The sequence below is a fragment of the Cephaloticoccus capnophilus genome (genome assembly GCF_001580045.1).
In the GTDB taxonomy this organism is placed as follows: Bacteria; Verrucomicrobiota; Verrucomicrobiia; order Opitutales; family Opitutaceae; genus Cephaloticoccus; species Cephaloticoccus capnophilus.
In genome coordinates, this window is the sequence record NZ_LSZP01000062.1 from 45,011 (window position 1) to 57,738 (window position 12,728).

General features: G+C 60.7%; 6 protein-coding genes and 2 pseudogenes. 4 read left to right on the plus strand and 4 right to left on the minus strand.

Annotated features, from left to right (window positions below):
- Positions 1-157: 157 nt before the first annotated feature.
- The 4 genes from AXK12_RS08125 to AXK12_RS08140 form a co-directional block, all read right to left on the minus strand.
- Positions 158-2,179: a TonB-dependent copper receptor gene (locus AXK12_RS08125; protein WP_068713271.1), complete on the minus strand. Its 2,022-nt coding sequence runs from the start codon at positions 2,177-2,179 to the stop codon at positions 158-160.
- Positions 2,180-2,366: 187 nt separating this feature from the next.
- Positions 2,367-2,876: a hypothetical protein gene (locus tag AXK12_RS08130; protein WP_068713274.1), complete on the minus strand. Its 510-nt coding sequence runs from the start codon at positions 2,874-2,876 to the stop codon at positions 2,367-2,369.
- Between the two features lie 191 nt (positions 2,877-3,067).
- The gene (locus AXK12_RS08135; protein WP_068713276.1) at positions 3,068-3,970 is read right to left on the minus strand and encodes a DUF4198 domain-containing protein; all 903 of its coding nucleotides are present in this window, start codon (positions 3,968-3,970) and stop codon (positions 3,068-3,070) included.
- A gap of 13 nt (positions 3,971-3,983) precedes the next feature.
- Positions 3,984-6,125 carry a TonB-dependent receptor domain-containing protein gene (locus AXK12_RS08140; RefSeq protein ID WP_082782754.1) on the minus strand — a complete coding sequence of 714 codons (2,142 nt, stop codon included), beginning with the start codon at positions 6,123-6,125 and terminating at the stop codon, positions 3,984-3,986.
- A gap of 336 nt (positions 6,126-6,461) precedes the next feature.
- On the opposite strand from AXK12_RS08140, the gene AXK12_RS08145 reads away from it, so the two are divergent.
- The 4 genes and pseudogenes from AXK12_RS08145 to rhuM all read left to right on the plus strand — a co-directional run.
- On the plus strand, positions 6,462-8,030 hold the full coding sequence (locus tag AXK12_RS08145; RefSeq protein ID WP_068713280.1) for a class I SAM-dependent DNA methyltransferase: 1,569 nt from the start codon (positions 6,462-6,464) through the stop codon (positions 8,028-8,030).
- Positions 7,984-9,267: a restriction endonuclease subunit S gene (locus AXK12_RS08150; RefSeq protein WP_197457029.1), complete on the plus strand. Its 1,284-nt coding sequence runs from the start codon at positions 7,984-7,986 to the stop codon at positions 9,265-9,267. Before AXK12_RS08145 ends, AXK12_RS08150 begins: the two co-directional genes overlap by 47 nt.
- A 133-nt stretch (positions 9,268-9,400) precedes the next feature.
- Positions 9,401-12,577: pseudogene (locus AXK12_RS08155) on the plus strand (type I restriction endonuclease subunit R); the annotation flags it as partial.
- Positions 12,574-12,670: pseudogene (gene rhuM, locus AXK12_RS09610) on the plus strand (RhuM family protein); the annotation flags it as partial. The pseudogenes AXK12_RS08155 and rhuM, both read left to right, overlap by 4 nt.
- Positions 12,671-12,728: the final 58 nt, after the last annotated feature.

Consider the following 12,728-nt stretch of genomic DNA (forward strand, 5'->3'; position numbering starts at 1 on the left):
TCGCAACGCGACAGGGAGGAATGCTTTCAAATTTGGGAATTGGTTTCGTCGCGAAGCGACGGGGCCAATTCCCAAATTGAACGGGTGCAGGCACAGCCTGCCGCCCCACGCGCAGTGGAAGCTCAGAGAGAGCGGCCACTGACCGCTGCGCTACGGCTCAAAAAGAAACCCTGAGTGTCGTCCACAAGGTGCGGCCTGGTTCGTTAATCCGCGCGGTCGTCGGGTAGCCATTTACTGCTGCGCCCGCGCGGCTCAGATGCTCGGCGTAAGTTTTATCGAATACGTTATCGACTCCCGCCGTCAGCGTCGCGCGCTCGGTCACACGCCAACCCGCGTTGAGCGAGAGCACCCCAAACCCCGGCGTACGTCCGAGGTCTTGTCCAGCGATTGTCCCCTGCCCGACTGCGACGCGGTTTTGCGCGGCGACCGCACGGGCCAAGGCCCCGACCGACCAGCGCGGCGCAGCGTAACTCACGCTTAGTCGGCCCTCCAGCGGTGGCTGTTGTGCAAGCGCAGCGGCATCGCTGCGGTTACGCCCACGCACATAGGCGAGACTCGTGTCTACGTGCCACTGCTCGGCCAAAGTGTAGCCCAAGCCCGCTTCGCCGCCCCAAGACTCGGCATCGACATTGCGCACGGCGGTCACGGTGCGCATCCCTTTCACAACGCCGTTTTGCAGCAAAATGAAATCGTCCACGCGATTGGCAAAGGCGGCGACGAAAGCGGTAAACGGCCCGCGCGCGTAATTGAGCCCGATGTCGAGTTGAGCGGTTTTTTCGGGCCGAGTGCCAAAGGCACTGCGTGTCCCGAGGCTCTCATGCCGCACGAGCTCCCAGTAGTCCGGCGCACGCTCCGTGTAGCCGAGTCCCGCATAGCTGGTAAGCCCCTCCTGCTCCTGTGATCCATGCTCATAGCGCACGAAGCCCGCAGCGAGTGTCGTGCGGCGCTTCGCATTCGCAGTCGGGTTGGGCACGCTGCCTCCCATCCCCATCATCCCGCTCGCGAGGCTTTGCCTAAAGTCCTGCGCCTCCCAGCGGTCAAGACGTGCACCGGCAAGCACACGGCCCCGATCGCCCAAGCCCATCTCGGCTTCGGCAAAAACGCCGGTGCTCCCGATCTTCGCATCGGCGACCCAAGCCCCCGAGTCTTTTGAGCGGTGCCGACCCTCGCGAAAATCGCCGCCGAGCCGCAGCTCCAACGCCTCACTCGCCGCGAACTCGCCCAGCACTCGCCCACTCCACACGCGGTGATCGGGACGCGACTCGCCCATCGGCATCATCCCCGGCACACGCAGCCGAAAGTCGTCCATGATGTGGTCGGCATGATTGTAGGCGAGCTGCGCCTCCACTCGCGCAACTTTAGACGAAAGCTCCGTGCGCTCGACGCGCAGCGCGAGGCTCTCGCGATCGAGCTGCGTCGCATCCATCATGCTATGGCCGTAGGCGGCCTCGCCCTCGCTCCAAGTGCCCGAAAGCTCGACGAGCGTTTGCGCATCGGGCGTCCAGCCTAGGGCCGCATTTACGCTCGTGCGTTCATACTGCGAATGCACACGCGCGCCGTCACCATCCTCATAATCGGCCGCGCGAGTGTGATTAAGCGAAACCTCGCCGTAACCCAGGGCGCTCCCCGCCCGGGCCGAGGCCCAAGCGTCGCGACGGCCGAAGCTGCCGAGAGTCGCTGAAGCATCCGCCTGAGCTGTGCGCTGCACATACCGTCGCAGCTCGCGTTCGAAAAGCACGACGCCCGCCGAATTTCCCGGCCCATAAAGGACAGTCTGCGGCCCCTTGAGCACGCGCACGCGGTCGAAGGACGCAGGGAAAATATACGCCGTGGGCGGGTCCATCCGATTCGGACAGCCGCCGAGGACGCTCTGCCCGTCGAGGAGCAAGTCGAGCCGCGAACCCGCTTGCCCGCGAAGCGTGACCTCGCCCCCGGTCCCGCCTTTGCGCCCGACGGAAAACCCCGGAATCGCCTTTAAGGTATCGGCCCCGTCTTGAGCCGGAATCGGCTGCACGGGCGTTTGGGTAGAGGAAATGACAGTGAGCGGCTTCGACTGCGCACGGACACTCGTGACAACGAGAGGACTGAGCACGGAGACAGCGTCGCTCGCGCTAAGCGATTCCGCTTGGGCAAACGCCGTCAGAGCCGTTGCTAAAAAAACAAAAGAAAAAGACTTCATGAAATTTGAGTAAAAAAAGGGTGAATTGAGAGGTGTATCGCCGCGCAAAGCGCTGCTCGCCCGGGCGCAGCGGAAACGAGGATTAACGCCCAAGCGAAAAAATCCGCTCGGGCTCATGCGGGCCAATAAACGACAGGCGCCGCGCGATCATGGATCGCCGAGCCGTCCTCACTGTCGCTTAGCCAAGCTAAACCAGCCCTTGGCTTTTCGGCGGCGGGGCAGGCGGTGCCCCACGCTCAATCGAGCGTCCCACTTGGTCGCTAAGCGACCACCGGCCCGCCACATCAACGGCGGACACTTCGGAAAAGATTAACTCATCGGCAGCGGGATACACTGCGAGAAGCAGCTTTCCCCCCTTGGGCGTAGTCGCAGCACCCGCCGGCGAGTGCTGCGCCTGCCGCGCCTCATCGACCGCTTCACAAATCTCACACAGCTCGCCCGAAAACGTGTCCGCCAGTGCAGCCTCCCAAGCAGTCCCCGCGTTTAGCGATTGCACCGTCATTCGCGCCCAAGCCAGCACCTGCACGGCATCCCACTGCGCACCGGTCGTCAAAAGTCCGGCAAGGAGAAACGCGATAAGCTGAAGTCTCCGCGCGGTCAGTGACCGCAGCCAAAATAAAAACCGCCTGCCGCTGCGCTGCCGCGACACGAGAACGCCCAGCGCCCCCTTCCCCGCTGCTAACGCGGTGGGCGACATAGAGGAGTCTCTTTTACGTAACGGCATTGGCTGTGCCGTCCTAGATGAGGCACACCGCCAGTAGCGCAAGAACTGCACAGTGCCACAGGCCCTTATTAGCCGCCCTCAACTCCGCCAGTAGCACCGCTTTCGGCGCGCTACGACAGCGACTCCCACTATGCCAAAGCGCTGCCTCCAATCGGGACAGCCTTTTATCGAGATGGGGAGGCAGCCGGCACTTCAAAGGTGAAGCTGGCCGAGTAGCGCAGGTCACCGACCTTGTCCGCAAGCTCGGGTGCTGGGGCCGCGCGATGCGAGACTTGCAGCTCCCAAATCCCGGCGCGCGGCGCGGGAAGCGTGCCCTGCCCCGCTTCGTCGAGCTCGAGCGTCCAGGTCGCGCCGACTTCGCTTTTCGGCAACCCGAGGTGCCGCGCCTGCACGTAAGCCTCGGCCAAGGGCTGGCCGTTGAAGCGCACGGCAAAGTCGAGCCCGCCGCCTCCGAGAGAGCGCTCCTGCCCTGCTTTACTTTTCGCCTCGCCCAGTTCGCGCGGATTACTCAGCAGCACGATTTCCAGCGGATGGCCTACAGGCCGAGCGAGGAGCGCTGCGTCGGCGGGACTGGAGGCACGCTCTCGCGGCCCGACTTGGAAGAGTGCCTTCGCATAATTGTGATACAGGAAACTGCGGATAACGGGCAGGCCCTCCATCACCTCGTCACGCGGGACAAAAACATAATGGTGCTGGGCTTCGTCGCCCACGCGGGCGACAAAACGCGGCTGCAGGCTCGCGGCGACGAGGTGTGCGCCCTCGCTAAAAACCGCCAACTCCGAGGCGAGAAAAGGGCCGCTGCCGAGCCGAATGGGCTGCTGGTCGCCGTTGGCCGAGTAGCGCGTGAGCGAGGCGACCTGCGCCGGCTCCAAAAGGTCGTGCAGCGGGTAGTAATCGCCATAGCCGAAGAGAATAACCGAGTCGGGCTTCCACTGTCCCCACTGCCGCGCGGTCGCGAGGCGCGGCGCATCATAGCGGCTCGCATAAAGCCAAAGATGATGCGCCGAGGCGGGCAGTGCAGAGGCGAGTGCGACGACGAGGAAGAAACACGTTTTTAAGCGAGGCATCGGAATACGGATTTCAGAATTTAACGGTAAGCGTGGCTTGGACAGAACGGCCCGTGGCGAAGCGCCCGACATCGTCGCGCGCATAGGCCTTATCGAAGAGATTACTCGCTGTGAGGTTTAGGGTAGTATCGGGATAGGCAATTGAAGGCTGCCAGGCGGCAGAGAGTCCGAAATCCGCGTAGCCGTGCGTCTGATACTGCGGCTCCTCAACCTTCGAGCGGCGGTTGCCGACGAAGAGCGCGCTGCCGCCCAGCGTGAGCCGCGCATCTGCAAAGCGCCGCCCACCGCTAAGCGAAAGCTTGTCCGCCGGAGTCGTGCTGAGCTTCAGGCCCGTGCCATCCACTTTCGAGCGAAGCGTGGAGGCCCCTCCATTCACAAACCAAGTCTCTGTCGTATAACCAAACTCTAGCTCCGCGCCCCGAAACGCGGCCCCTTCTAGATTCGCCGCGCGCGATTGCTCATATTGGGTGATGCCAATCGCCGCCAACTCGGCCGGCACTGGCAAAATGACCACCTCACGCGAAATCGTATCTCGCGAGTCTTGGTGAAAAAGTGAGAGCTTCGTCTGGAGCCGCGCGCCACTCGCCAGTTTTCGCTCAAAGCCAAGGCCGCCCTCATAGTTTCGCGCGCTTTCAGGTTTTAGGCCGAGGCTCGGCACGAAATCCTGCTGGCGTGCCCCGATGCGAAAGTGTCGCCCCGAGCGAAAAATCTGCGCGACGTCCGGCGTAAGAAAGCCCTCCGAGTAGAGCCCGAAAACGAAAAACTCGGGCAGTGGCCGCCACACTGCGCCCAGCTTTAGGGAAACGTCGTCGTCGCTCGAAGCGAAGTTTTCGCCGATAGCCTTCGACTTAAACCGATCGTAGCGCAGCCCCGGGATGAGGGTCACGCCGCCCGGCAGTCCAATCTCGTCTTGGAGGAAGACCGCCGCGTAATCCACGTCGCCCTCGGGCGAGGTCTGAATGGGTAGGCCCGCGCCCGTATCAAATCGGCGGGCCACGTTTTCATCGCCGAAAAAATCGACACCATAAGCCAGCCGGTGCGTCCCGAGCCAAGCGGCCTCAAAACGGCTGCGGTTGATGAGGTTGAAGCCCGTGGTGCGCACCGAGCGGCGCTCGTCGCGGTCGAGCAGGCCGGCGGACACACCGAGGTCGCGGTTTCCCGTGGTGACGCGATAGGCGACCGCTTCGAGATCGACCCAGTCGCTCTGCGCGGGGTGAAGCACATAACGCGCTCGGCTGCCCTCGACCTTGGTCTTGCGGTTTACGATGCTGCTCAGGATGTTGCCCTGCGGGTTGGTCGGCTGGATGTTTTCCTCGCGCGCCGTGTCGTGGACGAGTGAGAGCGATTGGCCGGGGGCGATGTGCCAAGTGGCCTTGAACATCGCCGCACGCAGCTCGCTACCGCTGAACTCCAGCTTCTCGCCTGTGCCGAGCCGGATGTCGCCGCCCTCTCTATGCGTGACCGAGGCGAGCAAGTCCACCGTGCCCGTGCTCCCGTAGGCCGCCGCGCCAAAGAAACGCTCGTCATTGGCTGACACGTAACCGGTTTTCAGCCGACTGCCATAACGCTGACCGGGAAGCAGCAGGTCGGAGGCAGTCTTCGTTTCCATTGAGAGAATGCCGCCCTGGGCGCCGCTGCCATAGAGCGCGGAGTTGGGCCCACGGACGATTTCCACGCTTTTGAGTAGGTCGGGCTCGATGAAGTAGCGGCCACGGTGGGCGCCGCTGTAGTTTTGGCGCATCCCGTCGATGAGGATGAGGATGTTCTCCGAGTTGCGCCCACGGATACGGGGCACCTCGGCGGTGCGGCGGGGCCCGCCAAACAGTTCGACGTTTGGCAGGCTGCGCAGAATCTCGTCCATGCTCTGGGGTTGGAGCAGGTCGAGTGCGCGCGAATCGACCACCGAAGTCATCCCCGGCACGTCAAAGGCCCGCCATGCCGTGCGCGTCGAGGAGACGGTAATCGCATCGAGGTTAATCAGCGTGTCGTCTGCAGCGTCGCGCGAGCCGATGCCTGTCTGGCTCACGCCACGAGTGAGCGGTGCCACAAATGCGGCGACGGCCACCGCGAGCAGCGAAGCCGCGAGTGCGAAGCCGTGGATTGAGCTGCGGCAGCGCATTGGGGTGGAGGGATTGGGATGGTTTGTGGTGTTCATAAAAAGCAGCGCAAAAATGGGGCTCGGGTTCAGTCGCGCGTTTTTTGGTATTACAAGTTAAAACTTGTAACCAATGATACATATCAAAGCCGAAACCCGCAACGTCAGCGCCGCCTTAAAAAAGCCCAAACCGCCAAGCTCCAAACAGCGCAACTAACCGCCCAATAAAAAGCGCCCCCTCCCCCTACCCCGCCGCGCACGACGTTAGCCAGCCCAGATAAGGAGCAGGCACGCTCTGCCATCGCCAGCCTGTTAGCGGTGCTTGCTCATGAATAGCGATGGCAAAAAACTTCTGGTTGTACTGAGCGGCCCGGCACGCACATAGGACAGGAAACAATGGCACAGAATGACAACAACGGCGGCACCCTCGGTTTCGAGGCTGAGCTGTTCAAAGCCGCCGACAAGCTGCGCGGCAACATGGAGCCCAGTGACTACAAACACGTCGCACTGGGCCTGATCTTCCTTAAGTACATCTCCGATGCCTTCGAGGCGCGTCATGCCGAGTTGCTGGCCGAGGATGCTGCCGCCGCCGAGGACAAGGATGAATACCTGGCGGACAACATCTTCTGGGTGCCTAAGCAAGCGCGCTGGTCGCATCTGCAAGCCAACGCCAAGCAGAGCAGCATCGGCACGCTGATTGATGAGGCCATGCGCGCCATCGAGAAGGACAATGAGTCGCTCAAAGGCGTGCTGCCCAAGGACTACGCCCGCCCTGCGCTCAACAAGGTGATGCTGGGCGAATTGATCGACCTGATCTCCGGCATTGCGCTGAATGAAGGCAACGACACATCCAAAGACGTGCTGGGCCGCGTCTATGAATATTTCCTGGGCCAGTTCGCGGGCGCGGAAGGCAAACGCGGCGGCGAGTTCTATACCCCGCGCTCGGTCGTGCGCACGCTGGTGGACATGCTGGAGCCGTACCAGGGGCGTGTGTATGATCCTTGTTGCGGCAGTGGCGGCATGTTCGTACAAAGCGAAAAATTCGTGTCTGAGCACGGCGGGCGCATTGGAGATATCGCCATCTACGGGCAGGAAAGCAATTACACCACCTGGCGGCTGGCGAAAATGAACCTTGCCGTGCGCGGCATTGACAGCGACATCCGCTGGAACAACGAGGGCAGTTTTCACAAGGACGAGCTGCGCGAGCTCAAGGCCGATTTCATCCTCGCCAACCCGCCGTTCAATATTTCCGACTGGGGCGGCGAGCGCCTGCGCGAAGACGTGCGCTGGAAATTCGGTGTGCCACCTGTGGGCAACGCCAACTACGCGTGGTTGCAGCACATTTTTCATCATCTTGCGCCGCATGGTTTTGCAGGTGTGGTGCTCGCCAACGGCTCCATGAGCAGCCAGCAAAGTGGCGAGGGTGATATCCGCAAGGCCATGCTTGAGGCGGCTAACGGTGCTGGCGTGGTGGATTGCATGGTCGCCCTGCCCGGCCAGTTGTTTTATTCCACGCAAATTCCGGCCTGCCTGTGGATTCTTGCGAAAGATCGAAGCAATGGCTTGGTGAAGGAGAGCAAGCTGCGCGACCGGCGTGGCGAAGTGCTGTTCATTGACGCCCGCAAGATGGGCGTGCTGGTGGACCGCACACGGCGCGAACTAACCGATAGTGAAATCCGCAAGATTGCCGATACCTACCACGCATGGCGTGGCGAGGCCGAAGCGGGCGAGTACTCGGACATCCCCGGTTTCTGCAAGTCAGCCACTGTCGATGAAATCCGCAAGCATGGCCATGTCCTCACGCCGGGTCGCTATGTCGGCGCGGCAGCGGTGGAAGATGACAGCGAAGCCTTCGAGGACAAGATGCAGCGGTTGACCGCGCAGCTTGGCGAACAGATGAAGCGCGGCGCGGAATTGGATGCTGTTATCCGCAAAAATCTGGGGGCACTGGGTCATGGTGTCTGAGTGGCCAATCGTCCGCATTGAGGACATTGCAGAAAAGATTGCGTTGGGGCCATTCGGCTCGAACATCAAAGCTGAAACGTTCGTCGAAAGCGGTGTTCCCGTCATCAGTGGTGCCCACCTTCACGGCATTCGTGTGGAGGATGGCGTTTTCAACTTCGTTACCGAAGAACACGCGGAACGGATGAAGAACTCGAATGTCTTTCGGGGCGATGTCATCTTCACGCGCGCTGGAAACATCGGTCAAGTCGCCTACATTCCGCACAATTCACAATACGAACGATATGTCATTTCGCCACTCCGGTTCTATTTACGCTGCGATTTGAGCAAGGCTGATCCAGTCTTTATTTCCTACTTTTTTCATAGCAGTGAAGGGCAGCACAAACTGCTCGCCAACGCGTCACAGACTGGTGTTCCATCAATTGCGCGGCCATCTTCATATTTGAAGACGATTGAATTATCACTCCCGCCACTCAAAGAACAACGCGCCATCTCCCATATCCTCGGCACACTCGACGACCGCATCGCCAACCTGCGCCAGACCAATGCCACGCTGGAAGCGATTGCGCAGGCGTTGTTCAAATCGTGGTTTGTGGATTTTGACGGCGTGCCGCCAGAAGATATGCAGGAATCGGAACTTGGCTTGATTCCCAAGGAGTGGCGTGTTGGGACGTTTGGCGATGTGGCGGAACATCCGCGCCGCGGTGTACAACCGGAAGAAATCGAATCTTCTACACCGTACATCGCCTTGGAACACATGCCGAGGCGCTGCATCGCACTTAGCGATTGGGGTATGGCAGTTGGCTTGGAGAGCAACAAACACGAGTTCAAGCGCGGAGAAATCCTGTTTGGAAAACTGCGCCCATACTTTCACAAGGTCGGCGTCGCGCCAATTGATGGCGTTTGCTCAACCGATATCGTAGTCATTACACCTAAGTCGCCTGCGTGGTTCGGCTTCGTGCTTGCTCATGCATCAAGTGATCCGTTCGTCGAGTACACCAATGCCGGTTCGACTGGGACAAAAATGCCGCGTACAAGTTGGCGCGAAATGTCGCGCTACGCTGTCGTGCTGCCACCGGAGTCAATCGCCACAGCGTTCAATGAACAAGTACAACAGATGGTCGAAAAAATCATATCGAACATCCATGAGGTCCGTACGCTCGCGGCGTTGCGCGACACACTGCTCCCCAAACTGATTTCCGGCAAGCTGCGCTTCCACGGACGTATTCATGAAAGTTGAATCCTTCAAATCCGGGCGCTGGCTTACCTTAATCTTTTTTAAGGTAAAGAAAATCGATTTTCTTTACCTTAGTGATCGCTCAAGGTAAACTTGGCGACTCGTTGGGGACACGATCCGCGCGAGACCACCCTGCATGCCCTTTCTCTCCGAAGCCGAACTCGAACACGCCCTGATGGCGCAGTTGCGCGAATTGGGCTGGGTGACGGCCTCGGATACGGACATCGGCCCGGACGGCGGCGTGCCCGAGCGCGAAAGCCATGATGTCGTGATCTTGTACCGGCGGCTGGCCGATGCTGTTCGGCTCCTCAATCCCCACCTACCGCCGCAAGCACAGGCAGATGCCATTCGCAAGCTTTCCCAATCGGTATTCCCCGCTCTGCTGGAAGAAAACCGCCGCATCCATACGCTGCTGACCGAGGGCGTGGACGTCGAATATTACGGCGACGATGGCGTGCAGACGTCGGGCAAGGTGGCGTTATTGGACTTCGATGCGCCTGCGCGCAACGACTGGCTAGCCGTGCCGCAGTTCGTGGTCATCCACGGTGATGTCAAGCGCAGGCCGGACATAGTACTGTTTGTCAACGGTTTGCCGCTTGCAGTGATCGAGCTGAAGGCACCAGGTAGCGCGGGCGCACATCTGGCGGGCGCATTTAACCAGTTGCAGACTTATAAGCAGCAGATTCCGGCGCTGTTTCACACCAATGCGCTGTTGGTCACATCTGACGGCATCGCGGCGCGCGTGGGGTCGCTGTCGGCCGATCTGGAACGCTTCATGCCGTGGCGCACCACGGATGGCAGGGCTATTCTGGAAAAAGGTTTGCCGGAATTACCGACGCTGATCGAGGGAGTATTCGAGCATCATCGGTTCCTCGATCTGCTGCGCCATTTCACCGTGTTCCTTGATACCGGCAGCGGCTTGGCGAAGATCGTGGCGGGCTATCACCAATACCACGCGGTCAACCGCGCCATCGAGTCCACGATTCGCGCTGCCGATCCGTGGCAGGGTGTCCGCGAGGAACCAGCGGCCTATGGTCTGCCCAGCGTGGACACACAATCCAAGGGAGACCGCCGTGCGGGTGTGATCTGGCATACGCAAGGTTCGGGCAAGAGTCTGCTGATGGCCTTCTACGCCGGGCGACTGGTCAAACACCCTGCGATGGAGAACCCGACGCTTGTCGTGCTGACCGATCGCAACGACCTGGACGACCAGTTGTTCGCCACCTTCTCAATGTGCCGCGACTTGGTCCGCCAGACACCGGTGCAGGCCGAAAGCCGCGAGCATTTGCAGCAACTTCTGGCTCGCGCTTCGGGTGGCGTGATCTTCACCACCTTGCAAAAATTTGGAGAGGTGAACGCGCCGCTGACCACACGCCGCAACGTGGTGGTCATTGCCGACGAGGCGCACCGTTCGCAATACGGCTTTCGCGCCAAAATGAATGCCAACACCGGCGAGGTTTCCTACGGATTCGCCAAATACATGCGCGATGCACTGCCGAACGCCTCGTTTATCGGCTTTACGGGTACGCCTATCGAGGCGACGGACGTGAACACTCCGGCCGTGTTCGGCAATTACATTGATATCTACGACATCAGCCGCGCGGTGGAGGACGGCGCGACGGTGCCGATCTACTACGAATCGCGGCTGGCGCGCATCGAACTGGATGAGGACGAGAAACCCAAGCTCGATGCTGAGGTGGAAGCGCTGACCGAGGACGAGGCGGTCACCGAACAGGAAAAGCTGAAGGCGAAATGGGCGAGCGTCGAACAACTGGTCGGCAGTGAAAAACGCGTCGCGCTGGTGGCGAAGGACTTGGTGGCGCACTTCGAGGACAGGCTGGCCGCGCTGGATGGCAAGGCGATGGTGGTGTGCATGAGCCGCCGCATCTGCGTGGCGCTGTATGACGAGATCGTCAAGTTGCGCCCGGACTGGCACAGCGCCGACGACAATGCCGGAGCCATCAAGATCGTGATGACGGGCGCAGCCAGCGACCCACCCGAATGGCAGCAACACATCGGCAACAAAGCGCGACGCGACCTGCTCGCCAAGCGCGCCCGCGATGCCAAAGACCCGCTCAAGTTGGTCATCGTGCGCGACATGTGGCTGACCGGCTTTGACGCCCCGTGCATGCACACAATGTACGTGGACAAGCCGATGCAGGGCCACGGGCTGATGCAAGCCATCGCCCGCGTCAATCGCGTGTTCCGCGACAAGCCAGCAGGCTTGATCGTGGACTACATCGGCATTGCTCAGAGTTTGAAGTCAGCACTGGCACAGTATTCGGCGCGCGACCAGGAAACCACGGGCATCGATGAGACGCAGGCTGTGGCCGTGCTGCTGGAGAAGTACGAAGTGGTTCGTGACATGTACCACGGCTTCGATTACTTCACGGCGCTGAACGGCACAGCGCAGCAACGACTGGCGATGATGGCCGGAGCCATCGAGTGGATTCTGGACAGGCAACAACAATGGGCCGCGGCGCAGACCAGCAAGGAAGGCAAGAAGAACGCTCAGCGGTGTTACCAGGACGCAGTACTGGCCTTGTCGAAGGCGTATTCGCTGGCATCGGCCTCCGACGAGGCGCGCAGCATCCGTGAGGAAGTCGGCTTCTTCCAGGCTATTCGCGCCGCACTGGTCAAATCAAGCACTGGCTCCGGCGTGAGCTCGCAGGAGCGCGACTTCGCAATCCAGCAGATCGTTAGCCGTGCTGTGGTCAGCACCGAGATCGTGGACATCCTGAAAGCGGCAGGCATCCAGTCGCCGGACATTTCCATCCTGTCCGACGAATTTCTTGCCGAAGTGCAGCAGATGCAGAAGAAGAACCTTGCGCTTGAAGCCCTGCGCAAGCTCTTGGGCGATGGTATCCGTTCGCGCAGCAAGGCCAACATCGTCCAGACGCGGGCGTTTTCCGAACGGCTGGAAGATGCCGTGGCCCGCTACCACGCCAACGCCATCACCACCGCCGAGGTGTTGCAGCAGCTTATCCAGTTGGCGAAGGACATTCGAGCGGCCAGGCAGCGTGGGGAAGAGTCAGGGCTAAGTGACGAAGAAATCGCCTTTTATGACGCGCTGGCTGAAAACGAATCGGCAGTCCAAATCATTGGCGATGACAATCTCAAGGTGATCGCCCATGAATTACTGGTCAGCCTGAAAAGCAATGTTTCGGTGGACTGGGCACACCGCGAGTCGGCGCGCGCCAAGATGCGCGTGCTGGTCAAGCGCATCCTGCGCAAATACGGTTATCCGCCGGATTTGCAGGATGCGGCGGTGCAAACCGTGTTGCAACAGGCCGAGGCGTTGTCTGCTGAGTGGCCTACTACAGCCAGGAGGCGATTCTGGCGGTCGGCTACCGGGTGCGCTCCCCACGGGGTACACAATTCCGCCGCTGGGCCACGGAGCTCCTCGCGGAATGCGTAGAGGTCCGCGTAGCCGATGTCGCCGTTGGGCTGGATGTCAAAGTAGT